Source organism: Streptomyces violaceus, assembly GCF_036014075.1.
Lineage (GTDB): Bacteria > Actinomycetota > Actinomycetes > Streptomycetales > Streptomycetaceae > Streptomyces > Streptomyces violaceus.
Window position 1 is genome coordinate 6,037,376 of the sequence record NZ_CP107911.1, and the last position, 21,363, is coordinate 6,058,738.

The window sequence follows — 21,363 nt, forward strand, 5'->3', positions numbered from 1 at the left end:
AATGCTGGCACTCGCACGCGCAGAGTGCCAGGCCGGACAGACAGGGCAGCAGGCGGACGACATCTGGAGGTGTGCGCGATGCTCAGTGAACGCAGGCTTCAGGTGCTGCGCGCCATCGTCCAGGACTATGTCGGCACCGAGGAGCCCGTCGGCTCCAAGGCCCTCACCGAGCGGCACAGCCTCGGCGTCTCCCCGGCCACCGTCCGCAACGACATGGCGGCCCTCGAGGACGAGGGGTACATCGCCCAGCCGCACACCAGTGCCGGGCGCATCCCCACCGACAAGGGCTACCGGCTGTTCGTGGACAAGCTGGCCGGCGTCAAGCCGATGACCGCGCCCGAGCGGCGCGCGATCCAGAACTTCCTCGAGGGCGCCGTCGACCTCGACGACGTCGTGGCGCGTACGGTACGGCTGCTCGCGCAGCTCACGCGCCAGGTCGCCGTCGTGCAGTATCCGTCGCTGACCCGGTCGACCGTGCGGCATGTGGAGTTGCTCTCCCTCGCGCCCGCGCGGCTGATGCTCGTGCTGATCACGGACACCGGCCGGGTCGAGCAGCGTGTGGTCGACTGCCCGGCGCCCTTCGGCGAGGCCTCGCTCGCGGATCTGCGCGCCCGGCTCAACAGCCGTGTCGCGAACCGCCGTTTCGCGGATGTGCCGAGTTTGGTGGAGGATCTGGCGGAGGCGTTCGAGCACGAGGACCGGGGTACGGTTTCCATGGTGCTCTCCACGCTTCTGGAGACGCTCGTCGAGGAGAACGAGGAGCGGCTGATGATCGGCGGCACCTCCAACCTCACCCGCTTCGGGCATGACTTTCCCCTGGTGATCCGGCCGGTGCTGGAGGCGCTTGAGGAGCAGGTCGTGCTCCTCAAGCTGCTCGGCGAGGCGAAGGATCCGGGCGTGACCGTACGTATCGGTCATGAGAACGCCCACGAAGGACTCAACTCCACGTCCGTCGTGTCGGTCGGCTACGGTTCGGGCGGCGAGGCAGTCGCCAAGCTCGGCGTGGTCGGACCGACCCGCATGGACTACCCGGGAACGATGGGAGCGGTACGCGCAGTGGCACGGTACGTCGGACAGATCCTGGCGGAGTCGTAGTGGCCACGGACTACTACGCCGTACTCGGCGTGCGCCGCGACGCGTCGCAGGAAGAGATCAAGAAGGCCTTCCGGCGGCTCGCACGCGAGCTGCACCCGGACGTCAACCCCGATCCGAAGACCCAGGAGCGGTTCAAGGAGATCAACGCCGCTTACGAGGTGTTGTCGGACCCGCAGAAGAAGCAGGTCTACGACCTCGGCGGCGACCCGCTCTCGCAGGCCGCCGGCGGCGGTGCGGGCGGCTTCGGAGCCGGAGGCTTCGGGAACTTCTCCGACATCATGGACGCGTTCTTCGGCACGGCGTCGCAGCGCGGTCCGCGCTCGCGCACCCGCCGCGGCCAGGACGCGATGATCCGTATCGAGATCGAGCTCGACGAGGCCGCCTTCGGTACGACGAAGGACATCCAGGTCGACACGGCCGTCGTCTGCAACACCTGCAGCGGCGAGGGTGCCGCGCCGGGGACGAGTGCGCAGACGTGTGACATGTGCCGCGGTCGCGGTGAGGTGTCGCAGGTCACCCGGTCGTTCCTCGGCCAGGTCATGACGTCCCGGCCCTGCCCGCAGTGCCAGGGCTTCGGGACCGTGGTGCCGACGCCGTGCCCGGAGTGCGCCGGTGACGGCCGCGTGCGCTCCCGGCGGACCCTGACCGTGAAGATCCCCGCCGGTGTCGACAACGGCACGCGCATCCAGCTCGCCGGCGAAGGCGAGGTCGGGCCCGGTGGCGGTCCCGCCGGTGACCTCTACGTCGAGATCCACGAACTTCCGCACTCCACCTTCCAGCGGCGCGGCGACGACCTGCACTGCACGGTGACGATCCCCATGACGGCCGCGTGCCTCGGCACGAAGGTGCCGCTGGAGACGCTGGACGGCATGGAGGAGGTCGACATCCGCCCGGGCACCCAGTCCGGCCAGTCGATCCCGCTGCACGGCCGGGGCATCACGCACCTGCGGGGCGGCGGACGCGGCGACCTCATCGTCCACGTCGAGGTCCAGACCCCGACGAAGCTCGACCCCGAGCAGGAGCGGCTGCTGCGCGAGCTGGCCAAGCTGCGGGGCGAGGAGCGGCCTACGGGGCAGTTCCAGCCGGGGCAGCAAGGGTTGTTCTCGCGGCTCAAGGACGCGTTCAACGGGCGCTGAGGCGGGTGGTCCGGCTGCTGCTGGGAGTCCGGGGGGCGGGCCCCCGGGCAGGCACAGTCAGCCGGGGCAGCAGGGGTTGTTCTCGCGGCTGAAGGATGTGTTCAACGCGCGCCGAGGCGGGTGGTCCGGCTGCGGTTGAGGGGCCGGGGGACTGCCCCCGGATGGGCCCAGTCCTCTGGTCTATGCCACACGGCAGGCCGGTTTCGGGGTTGTTCGGAGGACGTGACAACATGCGCTCATGTCCTCCGCGCTGACCGATCTCTTCCCGCACCCGATCGTGCAGGCCCCCATGGCGGGTGGCGTTTCCGTACCGCAGCTCGCCGCCGCCGTGTGCGAGGCGGGCGGGCTCGGATTCCTCGCCGCCGGGTACAAAACCGCCGACGGGGTGTACCAGGAGATCAAGCAGCTCCGGAGCCTCACGAGCAGGCCCTTCGGCGTGAACGTCTTCATGCCGCAGCCCGAGTACGCCGACCCCGCCGCCGTCGACGTCTACGCCCACCAGCTGGCCGGCGAGGCCACCTGGTACGAGGCCGAGCTCGGCGATCCCGACAGCGGCCGTGACGACGGCTACGAGACCAAGCTCGCGGTGCTGCGCGACAACCCTGTGCCGGTGGTGTCGTTCCACTTCGGCGTGCCGAGCCGTGAGGTCATCGACTCCCTGCACCGCGTCGGCACCTTCGTCCTGGCCGCCGCGACCACCCCCGACGAGGCCCGGGCCGTCGAGCGGGCGGGTGCGGACGCGGTCATCGCGCAGGGCGTCGAGGCCGGCGGCCACCAGGGCACGCACCGGGACATCCCGGAGCTGGACGGTTCGGGCATCGGGCTGCTGTCGCTGGTCGCCCAGATCCGGGAATCCGTGAACATCCCGATCGTCGCCGCCGGCGGTATCATGCGCGGCGGCCAGATCGCCGCGGTGCTCGCGGCCGGCGCGAGCGCCGCCCAGCTTGGCACCGCGTTCCTCGCGACGCACGAGTCGGGCGCGAACGCCCTGCACAAGCAGGCGCTGACCAACCCCCTGTTCGTGCGTTCGGAGTTGACCCGGGCCTTCTCCGGGCGGCCGGCGCGCGGCCTCGTCAACCGTTTCCTGCGCGAGCACGGGCCGTACGCGCCGCCCGCCTACCCCGAGATCCACCACCTGACCTCGCCGCTGCGCAAGGCCGCCGCCAAGGCGGGGGACGCTCAGGGCATGGCACTGTGGGCCGGGCAGGGTCACCGGATGGCGCGGGAGCTGCCCGCCGGACAGCTGGTGGAGGTGCTGGCCGGTGAACTCGCCACGGCACGCGCGGTGTTGTCGGGCGGGGGCATCCAGGGCGGGGGCGGCGTTCGATGACCGCGCCGGTGTTCGTGGTCGAGCACCTCGACGCGGGCGGCGGTGGCCGGTACGTCCTCGACGGCCCGGAAGGGCGGCACGCCGTCTCCGTGAAGCGGCTGCGACCCGGCGAGGACATCGTCCTCACGGACGGGACCGGCCGCTGGGCGGACTGCGTCGTGCTCGACACCGAGGGCAAGGACCGGCTGATCGTCCAGCTGGACTCGGTGACCGAGGAACCGGTGGAGCGGCCCCGGGTCACCGTTGTCCAGGCGCTGCCCAAGGGCGACCGTGGGGAGCTGGCCGTCGAGACGATGACCGAGGTCGGTGTCGACGCGATCGTGCCGTGGGCGGCGGCGCGTTGCATCACGCAGTGGAAGGGCGAGCGCGGGCTGAAGGCGCTGGGCAAGTGGCGGGCGACGGCCAGGGAGGCCGGGAAGCAGTCACGCCGCGTGCGGTTTCCGGAGGTCGCGGATGCGGCGACGACCAAGCGGGTCGCGGCGCTGCTGGCCGGTGCCGACTTCGCCGCCGTGCTCCACGAGAGCGGGGACGAGCCGCTGGCGACCGCCGAACTGCCGTCCTCCGGTGAGATCGTGCTGGTCGTGGGGCCCGAAGGGGGCGTGGCGCCCGAGGAGTTGGCGCAGTTCGAGGAGGCGGGGGCGAAGGCGTACCGCCTCGGACGCAGTGTGCTGCGCACCTCGACCGCCGGGACGGCTGCCGCTGCTGTACTCCTGGCCCGCACCGGCCGGTGGTCCTGAGCCCGATGCGGGGGTGCGCGTCTGCGCCTGGCGCCGGGTGGTGGGTCGGGGCCGCGCCGGGGGGTGTCCGTCCTCGGAACGGCGCGATGGGGTGAGACCAATTAACAAGCGCTATCCGGACTGCCGGCCTGTCGAGGGCAAGTGATCCGAAGTCTGTCCGCGCGGCGTCGTCCCTGCATAGGGTGATCGGGTGACTCAGTCCCCATCGCCTGCATACCTCCGGTTCCCCCACGTGCGCGGTGACCTGGTCGCCTTCACCGCGGAGGACGACGTGTGGCTCGCCCCTCTCGACGGCGGCCGGGCCTGGCGGGTCAGCGCCGACAACGTGCCGGTGACCCAGCCCCGTATCTCGCTCGACGGCACCACCGTCGCCTGGACCTCCACCCGCGACGGCGCCCCCGAGGTGCACATCGCCCCGGCAGACGGGGGCCCCGCCAAGCGGCTGACGTACTGGGGAAGTTCGAAGACCCAGGTGCGCGGCTGGACCCCGGACGGCGAGGTCCTGGCGATCAGCACCCAGGGCCAGGCGAGCCTGCGCCGCAGCTGGGCGCGTGCCGTTCCGCTCGACGGCGGTCCGGCCACCACCCTGCCGTACGGGCCCGTCGGTGACATCGCCTACGGGCCGAGTGTCGTCCTGCTGTCCGCGCCGATGGGGCGCGAGGCCGCCTGGTGGAAGCGGTACCGGGGTGGTGGCGCGGGCAAGTTGTGGATCGACCGGGAGGGGGACGGGGAGTTCGTACGGCTGCATGAGGAGCTGGACGGGAACGTCGAGTATCCGCTGTGGGTCGGTGAGCGCATTGCCTTTCTGTCCGATCACGAGGGCACCGGGGCGCTCTACTCCTCCCTCGCCGACGGGTCCGATCTGCGGCGGCACACGCCGCTCGACGGCTTCTACGCCCGGCACGCCGCGACCGACGGCACCCGGGTCGTCTACTCCAGTGCCGGTGAGCTGTGGGTGCTCGATGATCTGGACGGGGCCGAGCCGCGTCGGCTGGACGTGCGGCTGGGCGGGCAGCGCGTCGATCTTCAGCCGTTCGCGCTGAACGCCGCCCGGTCGTTCGGGTCGGCGTCCCCGGACCACACCGCGCGCGGCAGTGCCGTCTCCGTACGCGGCTCCGTCCACTGGGTCACCCACCGCGCCGGCCCCGCCCGTGCCCTCGCCGCGACGCCCGGCGTGCGGGCCCGGCAGCCGCGTGCCTTCCGCGCCGACGGTGAGGAGTGGGTGGTGTGGGTGACGGACGCCGAGGGCGACGACGCCCTGGAGTTCGCGCCCGCCACCGGGCTCGCCCCGGGGGCGACGCCGCGCCGGCTCGCCGCCGGGCAGCTCGGACGGGTGCTGGACCTCGCCATGGCGCCCGACGGCAGCCGCGCTGCCGTGGCCTCCCACGACGGGCGGCTGCTGCTCGTCGAGCGGGAGACGGGCGAGGTGCGGGAGGTGGACCGGAGCGAGGACGGTGATGTGTCGGGGGTCGTCTTCTCGCCCGACTCCGCCTGGCTGGCCTGGTCCCACCCCGGACCGCGCCCCCTGTCCCAGCTGAAGCTCGCCAACACCACCGACCTGTCGGTCACCGAGGCGACCCCGCTGCGCTTCCAGGACTACGCGCCGGCGTTCACGGTGGACGGCAAGCACCTCGCGTTCCTTTCGACCCGCTCCTTCGACCCGGTCTACGACGAGCACGTCTTCGACCTGGCCTTCGTGGAGGGCGCCCGGCCGCATCTGATCACGCTCGCGGCCACCACGCCCTCCCCGTTCGGGCCGCAGCGGCACGGCCGTTCCTTCGAGACGCCCGACCGGGAGGAGACCCCCGACAGCGAGGGCACCCCCACCACCCGCATCGACCTCGAAGGCCTCGCCGACCGCATCGTGCCCTTCCCGGTCGAGGCCGCCCGCTACTCCAACCTGCGCGCCGCCAAGGACGGCGTCCTGTGGCTGCGCCACCCGGTCGCCGGTGTGCTCGGCGCCTCCCGGGCCACCCCGGACGACCCCGATCCCAAGTCCGAGCTGGAGCGTTACGACCTCGCCCAGCAGCGGGTCGAGCATCTCGCCGTCGACGCCGACCACTTCGAGGTCAGCGGCGACGGCAAGCGGGTGCTGCTGTGGACCGACGGACGGCTGAAGGTCGTCCCCAGCGACCGGCGCGCCTCGAACGACGACGACAGCGACTCCAACATCACCGTCGACCTCGGCCGCGTACGCCAGTTCATCGACCCGGCCGCCGAGTGGCGGCAGATGTTCGACGAGAACGGCCGCATCATGCGGGACCACTTCTGGCGGCCGGACATGAGCGGCGTCGACTGGTCCGGCGTCCTCGACCGCTACCGCCCGGTCGTGGAGCGCCTCGCCACCCACGACGACCTGGTCGACCTGCTGTGGGAGGTCCAGGGCGAACTCGGCACCTCGCACGCCTACGTCACCCCGCGCGGCGGCTACGGCCGCGGCGCCCGCCAGGGCCTGCTCGGCGCGGACATCTCCCGCCACGAGGACGGGAGTTGGCGCGTCGACCGCATCCTGCCCTCGGAGACCTCCGACCCGGACGCCCGCAGCCCGCTGGCCGCGCCCGGCGTCGCGGTACGCCCCGGGGACGCCGTCCTCGCGATCGCCGGCCAGCCGGTCGACCCGGTCGCCGGCCCCGGACCGCTGCTGATCGGCACGGCGGGCAAGCCGGTGGAGCTGACCATCTCCCCGTCCGGCGGCGGCGACCCGCGGCACGCCGTCGTGGTCCCGGTCGCGGACGAGGAGCCGCTGCGTTATCACGCCTGGGTCGCCGACCGGCGTGCCTACGTCCACGAGAAGTCCGGCGGCCGCCTCGGATACCTGCACGTCCCGGACATGCAGGCGCCCGGCTGGGCCCAGATCCACCGTGACCTGCGTGTCGAGGTCGCCCGCGAGGGCCTGGTCGTCGACGTCCGGGAGAACCGCGGCGGCCACACCTCCCAGCTGGTCGTCGAGAAACTCGCCCGGCGCATCGTCGGCTGGGCCGTGCCCCGTGGCATGCGCCCCTACAGCTACCCCGAGGACGCCCCCCGCGGCCCCGTCGTGGCCGTCGCCAACGAGTTCTCCGGCTCCGACGGCGACATCGTCAACGCCGCGATCAAGGCCCTGGCCCTGGGCCCGGTGGTCGGCACCCGCACCTGGGGCGGCGTCATCGGCATCGACAGCCGCTACCGCCTCGTCGACGGCACCCTCGTCACCCAGCCCAAGTACGCCTTCTGGCTGGAGGGCTACGAGTGGGGCGTCGAGAATCATGGGGTGGACCCGGATGTGGAGGTCGTGCAGCGCCCGCAGGATTACGTGGCGGGCAGGGACGCCCAACTGGATGAAGCAATCCGACTGGCACTGGAAGCGCTGGAGGCAGTGCCGGCGAAAACGCCCCCAGGCCTGCCAACTTAAGGGGCGCGGGGAACTGCGCGACCAGCCCAAACGCACCCGCACCCGACGACGATACGATGCCCGAGTCGGACCCACATTCGGCCAACCCCCGGAGGAAACATGGCAGGGGAGCCCCAGGAAGACTGCCTGTTCTGCAAGATCGTCGCCGGCACCATCCCGGCGACCATCGTCCGCCAGACAGACACCACCGTCGCGTTCCGCGACATAAACCCCCAGGCCCCCACCCACGTCCTGATCATCCCCAAGGCGCACTACGAGAACGCCGCCGCCCTGGCCACCGCCAACCCCACCCTCACCGCTGACGTGGTCCGAGAGGCCCAGGCCGTCGCCGACGAGGAAAAGCTCGACAGCTACCGCCTCGTCTTCAACACCGGCAGCGGCGCCGGCCAGACGGTCTGGCACGTGCACGGCCACGTACTCGGCGGCCGCGGCCTCGACTGGCCCCCGGGGTAGTCCGCCTTGTCCGTACGTGAACTCGTGGTCCTCGGCACCGCCAGCCAGGTGCCGACCCGGCACCGCAACCACAACGGCTATCTGCTGCGCTGGGACGGCGAGGGCATCCTGTTCGACCCCGGCGAGGGCACGCAGCGGCAGATGCTGCGGGCCGGGGTCGCCGCGCACGACCTGAACCGGATCTGCGTCACGCATTTCCACGGTGACCACGCCCTGGGCCTGCCCGGGGTCATCCAGCGGATCAACCTCGACCAGGTCCCGCACGAGATCACGGCCCACTACCCGAAGTCCGGGCAGCGCTTCTTCGAACGGCTCCAGTACGCCACGCCGTATCGCGCGACCGTCCTCATCACGGAGGGTCCGGTCGCCGGGGACGGCGTGCTCGCGCAGACGCCGTCGTACACGCTGGAGGCCCGCAGGCTGTCGCACTCGGTCGAGACGTACGGCTACCGGATCGTCGAGCCCGACGGACGCCGCATGCTGCCCGAGCGGCTCGCCGCGCACGGCATCAAGGGCCCGGACGTCGGCCGGATCCAGCGCGAGGGCTCGCTCGGCGGGGTTCCCCTCGACGCCGTCAGCGAGGTGCGGCGCGGGCAGCGGTTCGCGTTCGTCATGGACACCCGGCTGTGCGACGGGGTGTACGCGCTCGCCGAGGGCTGCGACATGCTCGTCATCGAGTCGACCTTCCTCGACGAGGACGAGCAACTCGCCGTGGAGCACGCCCATCTGACGGCGGGACAGGCCGCGCGGGTGGCCCGGGACGGTGGTGTGCGGCATCTCGTGCTGACCCACTTCAGTCAGCGTTATACCGACCCGGACGAGTTCGAGCGGCAGGCGCGGGCCGCCGGGTACGAAGGCGAGCTGACCGTGGCACACGATCTACTGAGAGTGCCGGTTCCGAAGCGTCGGTGAAACGGCCGTACGATGAATTGATGTCCCTCCCCAAAGCCGAACTGCACCTTCACATCGAAGGCACCCTGGAACCGGAACTCGCCTTCGAGCTCGCGGCGCGCAACGGCGTCACGCTGCCGTACGCCGACACGGACGAGCTGCGCGAGGCGTACCGGTTCGAGGACCTGCAGTCCTTCCTGAATCTGTACTACGAGCTCATGGCCGTCCTGCGCACCGAGCGGGACTTCGAGGACCTGGCGAACGCCTACCTCGCCCGCGCCGCCGCCCAGGGTGTGCGGCACGCGGAGATCTTCTTCGACCCGCAGGCCCACACCAGCCGCGGGCTGGAGATCGGCACGGTCGTCGAGGGGCTGTGGCGGGCGCTGGGCAGCAGCGAGGCGAACCACGGCGTCTCGACCAGGCTGATCCTGTGCTTCCTGCGCGACGAGTCCGCCGAGTCGGCCCTGGCGACCCTGGACGCGGCCAAGCCCTACCTGGACCGGATCACCGGCGTCGGCCTCGATTCGGCCGAGGTCGGGCATCCGCCGGTGAAGTTCCGCGAGGTCTACGAGGCCGCCGCCGCGCTCGGGCTGCGGCGGGTCGCGCACGCCGGTGAGGAGGGGCCGCCGGAGTACATCACCGAGGCGCTGGACATCCTCGGCGTGGAGCGGGTCGACCACGGTCTGCGCTGTGTGGAGGACCCGGCACTGGTGGAGCGGCTGGTGCGGGACCGGGTGCCGCTGACGCTGTGCCCGCTGTCGAACGTCCGGCTGCGGACCGTCGACACCCTCGCCGACCACCCCCTGCCCGCCATGCTGGACGCCGGGCTCATGTGCACGGTGAACTCGGACGACCCGGCCTACTTCGGCGGCTACGCCGGAGAGAACTTCGACGCCGTGCGCGCCACCCTGGGCCTGAGCGAGGAGCGGCTGCGGGAGCTGGCCCGCAACTCCTTCCTCGCCTCCTTCCTCGAGGACGACGAGGAGCTGCGGGCGCGGTATCTCGCCGAGGTGGAGGCCTACGAGTTCCGCTGAGGCGCACACCACCTCACAGGGCCTCGGATCCCGCCTTGTCGTAGGCGCGCTGGGCCGGGACGGCCGCGGCCTCCACGGCGATCTGCACGACCGGCTGTTCCGGGGCGCCGATCTCGGGGACCGTGCCGGTGGGTGTGCCCGTGGCGGCGACCAGGGCGGCCGGGTGGCCGCCGCGGCGGCGGATCGCGCCGGGCAGCAGCGGGCGCCCGCCGGTGTGCAGGGCGACGGCGGTCATCGGCAGGGCGATCACCAGCAGACCGGCGCCGAGGACCGCGCCCATGGCCGGGAACCCGGCCTGCGCCGACAGCACACTGCCGGTGAGCGGTCCGGCGGCCGTGCCCAGCGAGGACGCCGAGCCGACGAGCACCGCCCAGCGGCCGCGCGGGTCGAGCGAGGCGGCGAGCCCGATCAGATACGACAGCACCACCGGGTACAGCGTGTTCCAGGCGATCTCGCCGGTCGCGAAGCTCGTCAGGTCGGTCGAGGAGGCGCTGAGCGCGATACAGCCGGCGATGAGGACCGTGCCGGCGCCGATGGGGACGGCACGTCCCAGCCGCGCGCCGAGCGCGCCCGCGGCAAGGACCCCGGTCAGTCCGGCGCCCAGTCCCAGGGCGAAGACGGCACCGACGGTGGCCTCGCTCAGCTGGGCCTGGTCAAGACCGATCCGTCCGCTCACGCCCCACAGGGAGTTCTGGGCGAGCGACCAGCACAGCATGGCGGTGGCCAGCACCAGTCCCGAACGGGCGTGCGGCAACCGGGCCTTGTGGTGCCGTGTGGGGGCGGCGGGCACACCGTCGGGGAGGCGGCCGGTCAGCGGCCAGACGACCAAGGCGGTGAGGGCGATCGCGGCCAGCGGCAGGCCGTGCCCCGGGCCGAGGCGCGGGACCGTCAGATACACGGCGCCCGCGAGGGCGGAGACGGTGAGCAGTCCGGCGGTGGAGGCCCGGTGCGGATCCCGCTGTCCGGCGATGAGGGTGGCGGCGACGGTGGTGGCCGTGCCGGATCCGAACCCGCCGAGGACGGCCCCGGCGACGACGGCCGGGACAGCGGTGGTGAGCGCGGCACCGCCGTAGCCGAACAGGGCCAGGGCGAGCCCGAACCGGGCGAGGGTGCGGGTCCCGATGCGTTCGACCCGTGAGGCCAGGACGAATCCGGCGGCGGCCGAACTCAGCAGCAGCGCACTGCCGACGGCGCCGGCTTGGGTGGCGGAGAGCGGAAGGCCCGAGTCGAGTCGGCCGACGGTGGTCGGCAGCAGATACGGGGCGAGGTACCCGGCCGTGAAAAGGGCGACGAGGGGCCAGGGGGTGGTGCGGGGGGCAGACACGGGCGTTCCCAGGGCATGCGAAAGGAGCGGAGAAGAGGGGGGATTGGGCGACGACCGTCGACGGACAGGAACGCGCGGGCAATTTGTATCAAGCAAGTAGTCGAACGCGTGAACCCAGAAGGTGTGATCTGGGGCACGTTGTGTTTGAGGCAGGGAAGGTCGGGTAGAGGTGCGCTTTTTGCTCACGCCGGTAGCCCCTCACCGGCGGGTTTCGGCTAACGCCAGTGCACCGATCCGGCGCCCGTCGGAACCGTCGCCTCGGCCTTCGCCCGGATCTCCCGCATCACGGCGACGATCCGCTCCTCGTGCTCCGGAGTGAGCCGGGCGACCGGAACCGAGCAGCTGATCGCGTCCAGAGCGGGGGAGTCGTAGCGCAGCACGAACCCGAAGCCGACGATCCCGCTCACGCCCTCCTCCCGGTCCACGGAGTGGCCACGGGCCCGGACCCGTGCGAGGTCGGCCGCCAGGGACTCCCGGCTCGTGTGCGAGTTCGGGGTCAGCGCCTCGTACGGCCCCTCGGGCAGCTCCTCGTCCGGGCGTTCCGCCAGCAGTGCCTTGCCCAGGGCTCCGGCGTGCGCGGGCAGCCGGCGCCCCACCCGGCTGATCGTGCGCAGGTACTCGTGCGACTCCCGCGTCGCCAGATAGGCCACGTCCCGGCCGTCGAGGCGCCCCATGTGGATGGTCTCTCCCAGCGCCTCGGACGCCTCGTCGAGATACGGCCGCACGGCCCGGACCCGGGGGTCGGAGTCGAGGTAGCCGGTGCCGGTGAGCAGGGCGTGGATGCCGATGCCGTACAGGGAGCCGGTGACGTCGGTGCGGACCCAGCCGCGCGAGATCAGGGTCTGGAGCAGCGCGTACATCGAGCTGCGCGGCACGCCGAGTGCGTCGGCCAGCTCCTGGAGCCGGGCCGGGCGGTCGCCGCGCGCCGCGAGGAGTTCCAGCAGCTCGACCGTGCGCGCCGCGGACTTCACTTCGCGGACGCCCCCTGTGTCTGACATGAGCCGATCTTGACGTGCTCTCTGGACTGAAGTCCAGGGATTCCGGCCTGGGTCGACTGACCCTTCCGGTGGCTTCCTGCTTCACAGCGCTGTGCGGGCACGTGTGCCCGTCTTACCGGCGCTCCACAGGCGTTTAGCGTCTCCGCCCGTCCGGCGGCGACGATACGGCGTCCTTCGACGAGGACGTTACGGGCTGCGTTGTGATCGCGGTCGTGCACGGTGCCACATCCGCTGCACGTCCATTCACGGACGTGCAGCGGCTTGGGACCGTCCCGGAATCCGCAGGCCGAACAGACCTGAGAGGACGGGAAGGCCCGGTCCACCTTGGCGAAAGTACGGCCGTGCTTGACCGCCTTGTACTCCAGCATCCCGACGAACGCGGACCATCCCGCGTCGTACACGGACTTGGCGAGCCGTGTGCGGCCGAGACCGGACACCGCGAGGTCCTCCACATACACCGCTTGGTTGTCGCGAATGATCTGTGTGGAGCCTTGTGGTGGAAGTCCCGGCGCCGGTTGGCCACCTTGGCGTGCTGGCGTGTGACCTTGATGCGGGCCTTGGCCCGGTTCTTCGATCCTTTGGCCTTGCGGGACAAATCCTGTTGAAGGCGCTTGAGTTTCTTCTCCGCCCGGCGCAGGAAGCGAGGGCTGTCGATCTTCCGCCCGTCGGACAGGACCGCGAAGGCGGACAGGCTCAGGTCGATTCCGGTTTCCGCCTCCACCTCGGGGAGGATGTTCGGCTCGGTGTCCACGACGAAGCTGAGGAAGTACCGGCCGCAGCTGTCCCTGGTGACAGTGAGGGACGTGGGTGCGGCCGGAAGCCGACGAGACCACGTGACCTTGAGGTTGCCGACCTTGGCCACGTATACCGTGCCGTCGCCAGGGAGGGAGAAGGCGGTGTCGAGGTCCCGCAGGGACTGTTGCAGGACGACCGCCGATACGTCGGCGAGCCAGGCGCGTTCGGCGGCGTGTTTGGCCTGGGTGACGCGCAGCCGGGACAACTCCGCCGACTTCACATACGGCAGCCCCGCCGCGTGCGCTTCCTTGCGGTCGCGCAGGCAGTCGTTCCACACCACGCGAGCGCATCCGAACGCCCTGGCCAGCGCGCGGCGCTGCGGGGCGTCCGGGTAGGCCCGGTAGTTGTAGCGGAGCTGCATGCCGATCACCGTGGGGATGCTTCATGGCCGCTCGCGGCGAAAGATCACATCCAACCGGAAGTGCAAGCGATGTGGACAAATGCGTTCGGGTCGACACTCGCGCCTGTACAAAGGCCGCCCTGAACTGCACGTCGGAGCGGCCTTGGGCCGCATTCATCCCCGGCGTGAACGCCGATCTTTCTATAAGGGTTCCGGTAATCGGGCGGCCTCGGGCGGTTGACGTTCGCGTATCCAACCGCCATTCTCATATATAGATGACGTCTACATAAGGAGATGACCGTGAGCGCTGGCGCTGGACCGGAGGCGGTCGCGCAGCGGCTGCGGGACGGCATGGCCGGTGGCGTGCTGTCGTTCCCGCTGACGAGCTTTTGCGACGACGGCACCCTCGACCCGGACGGCTTCCGCGCCTACGTCGCGCAGCGGCTCGCCGCCTCGCCCGGCGCCGTCTTCCCCGCCTGCGGCACCGGCGAGTTCTTCTCGCTGGACGAGGACGAGTACCGGCAGGTCGTCACGATCACCGTCGAGGAGGCGGCGGGCCGCGTACCCGTCGTGGCCGGGATCGGGTACGGCTGGGCGCAGGCCGTCCGGTTCGCCCGCATCGCCGAGGACGCCGGTGCCGACGCGCTCCTCGTGCTGCCGCACTACCTCGTCGCCGCCCCGCAGGACGGCCTGGTCGCCCAGCTGGAACAGATCGCCGCCCGCACCCGGCTGCCGCTGATCGCCTACCAGCGCGGCCAGGTCGCCTTCACCGCCGAGTCGCTCAGGCACATCGCCGCCCTGCCGAACGTCATCGGCCTCAAGGACGGCCACAGCGACCTCGACCGGCTGCAGCGCCTCACGTTCGCCGCCCCGGAGGACTTCCTGTTCTTCAACGGCGCCGCCACCGCCGAGATCCAGGCCCGTGCCTACGCCACCGTCGGCGTCCCCGCCTACTCCTCCGCCGTGCACGCCTTCGCCCCCGAGATCGCCGACGCCTTCTTCACCGCCCTGCGCGACGGCGACCACGGCACGGTCGACAAGCTGCTGCGCGACTTCTACGTCCCGCTCGTCGAACTGCGCGACCGCGTCCCCGGGTACGCCGTGTCGCTGGTGAAGGCGGCGGCCCGGCTGCGCGGCCACCGGGTCGGGTCGGTGCGCGCCCCGCTCACCGACCCCTCAACGGCCGACCTGGCGACCCTCAGGACCGTACTCACCGCCGGCCTCGACCTCGTGGGAGCCGCCCTGTGAACCTCGCCATCACGGACGTACGGCTGACGCCGATCCTGGTCGCGGACCCGCCGCTGCTGAACACGCAGGGCGTGCACCAGCCGTACACGCCCCGGCTGATCGTCGAGGTCGTCACGGCCGACGGGATCACGGGCGTGGGGGAGACCTACGGCGACGCCAAGTACCTGGAGCTGGCCCGCCCCTTCGCCGAGCGGCTGAAAGGGCACCAGGTCAGCGATCTGAACGGCCTGTTCACGCTCGCGGACCAGGTCGCCGTGGATCGCTCCCGGGTCGAGAACGCCGTCGACGTCGGCGGGCTGCGGGGCGTGCAGACCGCCGACAAGCTGCGGTTGTCCGTCGTCTCCGCCTTCGAGGTCGCCTGCCTCGACGCCCTCGGCAAGGCCCTCGGACTGCCCGTGCACGCGCTGCTGGGCGGCAAGGTGCGCGACGCCGTCGAGTACAGCGCCTACCTGTTCTACAAGTGGGCCGGCCACCCGGAGGGCGTCCCGGCCGAGAAGGACGACTGGGGCGCCGCCGTCGACCCGGCGGGCGTGGTGGAACAGGCCCGGCGGTTCAAGGAGCGCTACGGCTTCACCTCCTTCAAACTCAAGGGCGGCGTCTTCCCGCCCGACGAGGAGATCGCGGCCGTCCGGGCGCTCGCCGAGGCGTTCCCCGGCCATCCGCTGCGGCTGGACCCCAACGGCGCCTGGTCCGTCGAGACGTCCGTCAAGGTCGCCGGGGAACTCCGCGACGTCCTGGAGTACCTGGAGGACCCCGCACTCGGCACCCCCGCCATGGCCGAGGTCGCCGAGCGGACCGGCGTGCCGCTCGCCACCAACATGTGCGTGACGACCTTCGCCGAGATCAAGGAGGCGTTCACCAAGGGCGCCGTTCAGGTCGTCCTCTCCGACCACCACTACTGGGGCGGACTGCGCAATACCCAGCAGCTCGCCGCCGTCTGCCGCACCTTCGGCGTCGGCGTGTCGATGCACTCCAACACCCACCTGGGCATCTCGCTCGCCGCGATGACCCACGTGGCGGCCACCGTCCCGAACCTCCACCACGCCTGCGACTCCCACTACCCCTGGCAGTCGGAGGACGTCCTCACCGAGCGGCTGACCTTCGAGGGCGGCAAGGTCGCGGTGCCGGACGCGCCCGGGCTCGGCGTGGAGCTCGATGGCGAGCGGCTCGCCGTACTGCACCGGCGGTGGCTGGACGACGACGGCGCGCTGCGGGACCGCGACGACGCGGCGGCCATGCGGATCGCCGACCCGGAGTGGGTGACGCCTTCGATGCCCCGCTGGTAGGGCATGTCGGAGGGGGCGCGCGGGGCCCGGCGCGAGCTGACGGAACGGGTGGGTCCGGCGTGATCGGCGTCACGCTGTCGGTGGTGTGGTGCAGACTGGCCTGATCCGCACCACGTCAGGGAGCGCACCGTGATCGCGTCCACCGCCCCGGCCGGAAAGGGCCCGAGAAAGGGATCGCACCGCCAGACCCAGGTCGATCCCCTCGCCCCGCTGCGCGTGCCGGACGACCCGCCCTGGGACGTCTATCTCACCGGCACCGTCTTCCTCGACATCATCTTCACCGGGCTCGACTCCGCCCCGGTGCGCGGGACCGAGTCCTGGGCACGCGGGATGGGGTCGAGCCCCGGCGGCGTCGCCAACATGGCGACCGCGCTGGCCCGCCTCGGCCTCAGGACGTCCCTCGCGGCGGCCTTCGGCGACGACCACTACGGCGACTACTGCTGGGACGCCCTGGAGCACGGTGAGGGCATCGACCTCTCCCCGTCGCGCACGGTGCCCGGCTGGCACTCCCCGGTGACCGTCTCCATGGCGTACGAGGGGGAGCGCACGATGGTCTCGCACGGCCATGAGCCGCCCCCCGAGGAGCCCGCCCCGGAATGCCCGCCGCGCGTCCGTGCCGCCGTCGCCTCCCTCGCACCGGGCATGAGCGCGCCCTGGATCGCCGAGGCCGCGAGCAAGGGCACCCGGGTCTTCGGCGACGTCGGCTGGGACGACACCGGCGCGTGGGACCTGGCGGCACTGCCCGACCTGCGGCACTGCGAGGCGTTCCTGCCGAACGCGCAGGAGGCGATGCGGTACACGGGCGCCGACTGCCCGCGGGCCGCGGCGCACGCCCTGACCGAGTACGTGCCGGTCGCGGTGGTCACGCTCGGGGCGGACGGGGCGTACGCGGTGGACCGGCGTACGGGGGAGACCGCCGAGGTGCCGGCCATCGAGGTCGAGGCGCTCGATCCGACCGGGGCGGGGGACGTGTTCGTCGCCGGGTTCGTGACCGGGACGCTGGCGGACTGGCCGCTCGCGGACCGGCTGGCCTTCGCCGGGCTGACGGCGGCGCTGTCGGTGCAGGAGTTCGGGGGGTCCTTGTCGGCGCCGGGGTGGTCGGAGATCGCGGGGTGGTGGCGGAAGGTGCAGTCGGTCCAGGGGCAGTCGCCGACGGCGTTGCGGCGGTACGGGTTCCTGGCGGGGCTGGTGCCGGAGAAGTTGGTCAGGCCCTGGCCGTTGCGGCGTGCTGTCCCCACGATCGGCTTCCGGCGCTCGGCGTGACGTCCTGGCCGACCAGGGTGCTCCGCCCCCTGGACCGGACCTGTGCTCACCCACCACCCGAACCGGTCGGTCAAGGGGAACTGTCGAACCCGTTTCCAACCCCACCCCTAAAAGCCCTACGGCGTTGTCAGTCCCCCGTCGTACCCTTGGAATCGCGAGGCCGCCCTCAGCTACGCGGCCGTGACGAGGAGGAACCGCAGGCCTTAAGCGCCGGCCCATGACTCAGACACCCACAGCTCACACCCCCGCGCAGGAGCAGGCGAGAGCGCAGTTCACCGTCCCCGCCCAGCACCCCATGGTGACCGTGCTGGGGTCCGGCGACAGCCTCCTGCGCGTGATCGAGAAGGCCTTCCCGGCGGCCGACATCCATGTCCGGGGCAACGAGATCAGCGCGGTCGGCGACCCAGCGGACGTCGCCCTCATTTCGCGCGTGTTCGACGAGATGATGCTCGTGCTCCGCACCGGGCAGCCGATGACGGAGGACGCAGTGGAACGCTCGATCGCCATGCTCAAGGCGAGCGAGAACGGGGAGAGCGACGGCCAGGAGACCCCGGCCGAGGTGCTCACGCAGAACATCCTGTCCTCGCGAGGCCGCACGATCCGCCCCAAGACGCTCAACCAGAAGCGCTATGTGGACGCGATCGACAAACACACCATCGTCTTCGGCATCGGCCCCGCCGGCACCGGCAAGACGTACCTGGCGATGGCCAAGGCGGTGCAGGCCCTGCAGTCCAAGCAGGTCAACCGCATCATCCTGACCCGCCCGGCGGTCGAGGCCGGAGAGCGGCTCGGCTTCCTCCCGGGCACGCTCTACGAGAAGATCGACCCGTATCTGCGCCCGCTCTACGACGCGCTGCACGACATGCTCGACCCGGACTCGATCCCGCGGCTGATGGCGGCGGGGACCATCGAGGTGGCGCCGCTGGCGTACATGCGTGGCCGGACCCTCAACGACGCCTTCATCATCCTGGACGAGGCCCAGAACACGAGCCCCGAACAGATGAAGATGTTCCTCACCCGCCTCGGCTTCGAATCGAAGATCGTGATCACGGGTGACGTGACGCAGGTCGACCTCCCGGACGGCACGAAGAGCGGCCTGCGGCAGGTGCAGGAGATCCTGGAGGGCCTGGACGACGTCCACTTCTCCCGGCTGTCGTCCCAGGATGTCGTCCGGCACAAGCTGGTGGGCCGTATCGTCGACGCGTACGAGCAGTACGACACCAAGCACGGCACCCAGAACGGCGGGCACAAGAGCCGCGGCAAGTCCGTGCACAAGGGGAAGTAGACAAGCACCACACCATGTCGATCGACGTCAACAACGAGTCCGGTACCGAGGTCGACGAGCAGGCGATCCTCGACATCGCCCGCTACGCGCTCGCGCGGATGCGCATCCACCCGCTCTCCGAGCTCTCGGTCATCGTCGTGGACGCCGACGCCATGGAGCAGCTCCACATCCAGTGGATGGACCTCCCCGGCCCGACGGATGTCATGTCCTTCCCGATGGACGAGCTGCGCCCGCCGTCCAAGGACGAGGAGGAGCCGCCGCAGGGGCTGCTCGGCGACATCGTGCTCTGCCCCGAGGTCGCCACCAAGCAGGGCGCCGAGGCCGACACGCAGCACTCCATGGACGAGGAGCTCCAGTTGCTCACCGTCCACGGGGTGCTGCACCTGCTGGGCTATGACCACGAGGAACCGGACGAGAAGGCCGAGATGTTCGGCCTTCAGGCGGCCATCGTGGACGGCTGGCGCTCGGAGCGGGGCCTGACCGGCCCGTCCCCGGCACCGACGGTCTCGTAGAGTCACCGCCGATGAATCCGCAACTCGCCCTGGGCGCGGTCGCCCTGGTCGTCGTGGCCTGGCTCGCCGCCTGCGCGGAGGCGGGCCTCGCCCGGGTCTCCAGCTTCCGCGCCGAGGAGGCCGTACGCGGCGGCAGGCGCGGCAGCGCCAAGCTCTCCCAGGTCGCCGCCGACCCGACCCGCTATCTGAACGTGGCGCTGCTGGTGCGCGTCGCCTGCGAGATGGCCGCCGCCGCGCTGATCACCTACGGCTGCCTGATGGAGTTCGACAACACGACCGAGGCCCTCCTGATCGCCATCGCGGTCATGGTCCTCGTGTCGTACGTCGCCGTCGGCGTGTCCCCGCGCACCATCGGCCGCCAGCACCCGCTGAACACGGCGACGCTCTCGGCGTACGTCCTGGTGCCGCTGGCCAGGATCATGGGCCCCATCCCGTCGCTGCTCATCCTCATCGGCAACGCGCTCACCCCCGGCAAGGGCTTCCGCCGCGGTCCCTTCGCCTCCGAGGCGGAGCTGCGTGCGCTCGTCGACCTCGCCGAGAAGGAGTCCCTCATCGAGGACGAGGAGCGCCGCATGGTGCACTCGGTCTTCGAGCTGGGCGACACCCTCGTGCGGGAGGTCATGGTCCCGCGCACCGACCTCGTGGTCATCGAGCGTTTCAAGACCATCCGCCAGGCCCTCACCCTCGCCTTGCGCTCCGGCTTCTCCCGGATCCCGGTGACCGGCGAGAGCGAGGACGACATCGTCGGGATCGTGTATCTGAAGGACCTGGTCCGCAAGACGCACATCAGCCGTGACGCCGAGTCCGAGCAGGTGTCCACGGCGATGCGCCCGGCGTTCTTCGTGCCCGACACCAAGAACGCCGGCGACCTGCTGCGCGAGATGCAGAAGCAGCGCAACCACGTCGCCGTCGCCGTCGACGAGTACGGCGGCACGGCCGGCATCGTCACCATCGAGGACATCCTCGAGGAGATCGTCGGCGAGATCACCGACGAGTACGACCGCGAGCTGCCGCCGGTGGAGGACCTCGGCAAGGACCGCTTCCGGGTCACCGCCCGGCTCGACATCGGCGACCTGGGCGAGCTGTACGGCCTGGAGGCGTTCGACGACGAGGACGTCGAGACGGTCGGCGGCCTGCTGGCCAAGGCCCTGGGCCGGGTCCCCATCGCGGGTGCGTCGTCCGTGGTCGGCCTGCCCGACGGCCGGGAGCTGCGCCTGACGGCGGAGGCCGCGGCCGGCCGCCGCAACAAGATCGTGACGGTGCTCGCGGAGCCGGTGGAGCCGGCGGACGCCGCTCAGGAGGAGAAGCCGGAATGACCCCGCAGGAACTGCGCGCCTTCTGCCTGTCCTTCAACGCGGCCGTGGAGGACTTCCCCTTCAGCCCGGAGATCTCGGTCTTCAAGGTGCGGGGAAAGCTCTTCGCCCTCTCGCACCTGGACGCGCGTCCCCTGAAGGTCAACCTCAAGTGCGACCCGGACGACGCGATCCGGCTGCGCGGCGAGCACGAGGGCCTCGTCGTCCCCGGCTGGCACATGAACAAGCGCCACTGGAACACGGTCACGGCCGACGGCGGACTCCCGGACCGGCTGGTCCGGGAGCTCATCGAGGACTCGTACGACCTCGTGGTCGCGGGCCTGCCGCGGGCGGACCGCCTGCGCCTCGACCGTCCGTGACGCTTACGTATGCTCGGATCATGACCGACAGCAGCGCGCTCGACCCCGAGGACCGCAAGATCGTCACCCTGGCCCGTTCCGCGCGGGCCCGCAACGGCGTGCCCGAGGGGGCGGCCGTACGGGACGAGACCGGACGTACGTATGTCGCGGGGACCGTGGCCCTCGACTCGCTGAAGCTCAGTGCCCTTCAGACGGCGGTGGCGATGGCGGTGGCCTCGGGGGCGACGTCCCTGGAGGCGGCGGCGGTCGTGACCGAGGCGGAGACCGCGTCCGCGGAGGACCGGGCGGCGGTACGGGATCTCGGTGGAGCGGGGACGCCGGTGCTGGTGGCGGGGTTCGACGGGGTTGTCCGGCTGACGGTCTCCGCGGGCTGAGGACCTGGGGGCTGCGCCCCCAGACCCCCGTCGGCCAGAACGGCCTCGCCCTCGAACCGGACGGGCTGGTTGGTGCAGACCAGCCCCGTCCGCCGTCGGCGCTGGCCGAACTTCGCTGTAACCGGCGGTAATTAGGCCAGATTTCAACCTTGCCGCCGCCTGCCCCCCACGCATCAATGGAACCGTCAGTTCCGACGGA

At 71.3% G+C, this 21,363-nt stretch carries 18 protein-coding genes and 1 pseudogene; 16 read left to right on the top strand and 3 right to left on the bottom strand.

Annotated elements, in window-relative coordinates; genetic code table 11:
* The first annotated feature begins 78 nt into the window (after positions 1–78).
* From hrcA to OG542_RS27235, 8 genes are all read left to right on the top strand, one after another.
* The gene (gene hrcA / locus OG542_RS27200) at positions 79–1,095 is read left to right on the top strand and encodes a heat-inducible transcriptional repressor HrcA (RefSeq protein WP_184592529.1); all 1,017 of its coding nucleotides are present in this window, start codon (positions 79–81) and stop codon (positions 1,093–1,095) included.
* Positions 1,095–2,231 carry a molecular chaperone DnaJ gene (dnaJ, locus tag OG542_RS27205; RefSeq protein ID WP_189723487.1) on the top strand — a complete coding sequence of 379 codons (1,137 nt, stop codon included), beginning with the start codon at positions 1,095–1,097 and terminating at the stop codon, positions 2,229–2,231. Before hrcA ends, dnaJ begins: the two co-directional genes overlap by 1 nt.
* A 238-nt stretch (positions 2,232–2,469) precedes the next feature.
* A complete protein-coding gene (locus tag OG542_RS27210; protein ID WP_328414088.1) occupies positions 2,470–3,561 on the top strand; it encodes a nitronate monooxygenase in 1,092 nt (363 codons plus the stop codon).
* Positions 3,558–4,298 (top strand): 16S rRNA (uracil(1498)-N(3))-methyltransferase, encoded by a 741-nt coding sequence (locus tag OG542_RS27215; RefSeq protein WP_328414090.1) that lies wholly within the window; start codon positions 3,558–3,560, stop codon positions 4,296–4,298. The genes OG542_RS27210 and OG542_RS27215 overlap by 4 nt, the downstream gene beginning before the upstream one ends.
* 244 nt (positions 4,299–4,542) lie before the next feature.
* The gene (locus OG542_RS27220) at positions 4,543–7,689 is read left to right on the top strand and encodes a S41 family peptidase (protein ID WP_328418130.1); all 3,147 of its coding nucleotides are present in this window, start codon (positions 4,543–4,545) and stop codon (positions 7,687–7,689) included.
* A 99-nt stretch (positions 7,690–7,788) separates the two neighbouring features.
* The gene (locus OG542_RS27225) at positions 7,789–8,142 is read left to right on the top strand and encodes a histidine triad nucleotide-binding protein (protein WP_193478000.1); all 354 of its coding nucleotides are present in this window, start codon (positions 7,789–7,791) and stop codon (positions 8,140–8,142) included.
* Between the two features lie 6 nt (positions 8,143–8,148).
* On the top strand, positions 8,149–9,054 hold the full coding sequence (locus OG542_RS27230) for a ribonuclease Z (protein WP_328414092.1): 906 nt from the start codon (positions 8,149–8,151) through the stop codon (positions 9,052–9,054).
* 20 nt (positions 9,055–9,074) lie between these two features.
* Positions 9,075–10,067, top strand: coding sequence for an adenosine deaminase (locus tag OG542_RS27235; RefSeq protein ID WP_184592521.1), 993 nt, complete (start codon positions 9,075–9,077; stop codon positions 10,065–10,067).
* Positions 10,068–10,080: 13 nt separating this feature from the next.
* Here OG542_RS27235 and OG542_RS27240 read toward each other — a convergent pair whose 3' ends face one another.
* The 3 genes and pseudogenes from OG542_RS27240 to OG542_RS27250 form a co-directional block, all read right to left on the bottom strand.
* On the bottom strand, positions 10,081–11,391 hold the full coding sequence (locus tag OG542_RS27240) for an MFS transporter (protein WP_328414094.1): 1,311 nt from the start codon (positions 11,389–11,391) through the stop codon (positions 10,081–10,083).
* Positions 11,392–11,606: 215 nt separating this feature from the next.
* Positions 11,607–12,389: an IclR family transcriptional regulator gene (locus OG542_RS27245; RefSeq protein WP_311125629.1), complete on the bottom strand. Its 783-nt coding sequence runs from the start codon at positions 12,387–12,389 to the stop codon at positions 11,607–11,609.
* Positions 12,359–13,545, bottom strand: a pseudogene (locus OG542_RS27250) (RNA-guided endonuclease InsQ/TnpB family protein). Before OG542_RS27250 ends, OG542_RS27245 begins: the two are co-directional and overlap by 31 nt.
* Positions 13,546–13,818: 273 nt before the next feature.
* On the opposite strand from OG542_RS27250, the gene OG542_RS27255 reads away from it, so the two are divergent.
* The 8 genes from OG542_RS27255 (at position 13,819) to OG542_RS27290 (ending at position 21,164) form a co-directional block, all read left to right on the top strand.
* The gene (locus OG542_RS27255; protein WP_328414096.1) at positions 13,819–14,772 is read left to right on the top strand and encodes a 5-dehydro-4-deoxyglucarate dehydratase; all 954 of its coding nucleotides are present in this window, start codon (positions 13,819–13,821) and stop codon (positions 14,770–14,772) included.
* A complete protein-coding gene (locus OG542_RS27260; protein WP_311125627.1) occupies positions 14,769–16,058 on the top strand; it encodes a glucarate dehydratase family protein in 1,290 nt (429 codons plus the stop codon). Before OG542_RS27255 ends, OG542_RS27260 begins: the two co-directional genes overlap by 4 nt.
* Before the next feature lie 129 nt (positions 16,059–16,187).
* Positions 16,188–17,321 (top strand): carbohydrate kinase family protein, encoded by a 1,134-nt coding sequence (locus tag OG542_RS27265; RefSeq protein WP_328414098.1) that lies wholly within the window; start codon positions 16,188–16,190, stop codon positions 17,319–17,321.
* Positions 17,322–17,538: 217 nt separating this feature from the next.
* The gene (locus OG542_RS27270) at positions 17,539–18,606 is read left to right on the top strand and encodes a PhoH family protein (protein ID WP_184592509.1); all 1,068 of its coding nucleotides are present in this window, start codon (positions 17,539–17,541) and stop codon (positions 18,604–18,606) included.
* Between the two features lie 14 nt (positions 18,607–18,620).
* Positions 18,621–19,118 (top strand): rRNA maturation RNase YbeY, encoded by a 498-nt coding sequence (ybeY, locus tag OG542_RS27275; protein WP_193477990.1) that lies wholly within the window; start codon positions 18,621–18,623, stop codon positions 19,116–19,118.
* Between the two features lie 11 nt (positions 19,119–19,129).
* Positions 19,130–20,434 carry a hemolysin family protein gene (locus tag OG542_RS27280; RefSeq protein ID WP_328414100.1) on the top strand — a complete coding sequence of 435 codons (1,305 nt, stop codon included), beginning with the start codon at positions 19,130–19,132 and terminating at the stop codon, positions 20,432–20,434.
* A complete protein-coding gene (locus OG542_RS27285) occupies positions 20,431–20,790 on the top strand; it encodes an MmcQ/YjbR family DNA-binding protein (RefSeq protein WP_328414101.1) in 360 nt (119 codons plus the stop codon). The genes OG542_RS27280 and OG542_RS27285 overlap by 4 nt, the downstream gene beginning before the upstream one ends.
* Before the next feature lie 20 nt (positions 20,791–20,810).
* Positions 20,811–21,164 (top strand): cytidine deaminase, encoded by a 354-nt coding sequence (locus OG542_RS27290; protein WP_328414103.1) that lies wholly within the window; start codon positions 20,811–20,813, stop codon positions 21,162–21,164.
* The last annotated feature ends 199 nt before the right edge of the window (positions 21,165–21,363 follow it).

What these genes read in the sequence shown, in the direction of transcription:
- hrcA (WP_184592529.1), top strand. Translation starts at nt 79, where the DNA reads ATGCTCAGTGAACGCAGGCTTCAGGTGCTGCGCGCCATCGTCCAGGAC.
- ybeY (WP_193477990.1), top strand. Translation starts at nt 18,621, where the DNA reads ATGTCGATCGACGTCAACAACGAGTCCGGTACCGAGGTCGACGAGCAG.
- OG542_RS27235 (WP_184592521.1), top strand. Translation starts at nt 9,075, where the DNA reads ATGTCCCTCCCCAAAGCCGAACTGCACCTTCACATCGAAGGCACCCTG.
- OG542_RS27210 (WP_328414088.1), top strand. Translation starts at nt 2,470, where the DNA reads ATGTCCTCCGCGCTGACCGATCTCTTCCCGCACCCGATCGTGCAGGCC.
- OG542_RS27215 (WP_328414090.1), top strand. Translation starts at nt 3,558, where the DNA reads ATGACCGCGCCGGTGTTCGTGGTCGAGCACCTCGACGCGGGCGGCGGT.
- OG542_RS27290 (WP_328414103.1), top strand. Translation starts at nt 20,811, where the DNA reads ATGACCGACAGCAGCGCGCTCGACCCCGAGGACCGCAAGATCGTCACC.
- OG542_RS27280 (WP_328414100.1), top strand. Translation starts at nt 19,130, where the DNA reads ATGAATCCGCAACTCGCCCTGGGCGCGGTCGCCCTGGTCGTCGTGGCC.
- OG542_RS27225 (WP_193478000.1), top strand. Translation starts at nt 7,789, where the DNA reads ATGGCAGGGGAGCCCCAGGAAGACTGCCTGTTCTGCAAGATCGTCGCC.
- OG542_RS27245 (WP_311125629.1), bottom strand. Translation starts at nt 12,389, where the DNA reads ATGTCAGACACAGGGGGCGTCCGCGAAGTGAAGTCCGCGGCGCGCACG.
- OG542_RS27285 (WP_328414101.1), top strand. Translation starts at nt 20,431, where the DNA reads ATGACCCCGCAGGAACTGCGCGCCTTCTGCCTGTCCTTCAACGCGGCC.
- OG542_RS27270 (WP_184592509.1), top strand. Translation starts at nt 17,539, where the DNA reads ATGACTCAGACACCCACAGCTCACACCCCCGCGCAGGAGCAGGCGAGA.
- OG542_RS27255 (WP_328414096.1), top strand. Translation starts at nt 13,819, where the DNA reads ATGACCGTGAGCGCTGGCGCTGGACCGGAGGCGGTCGCGCAGCGGCTG.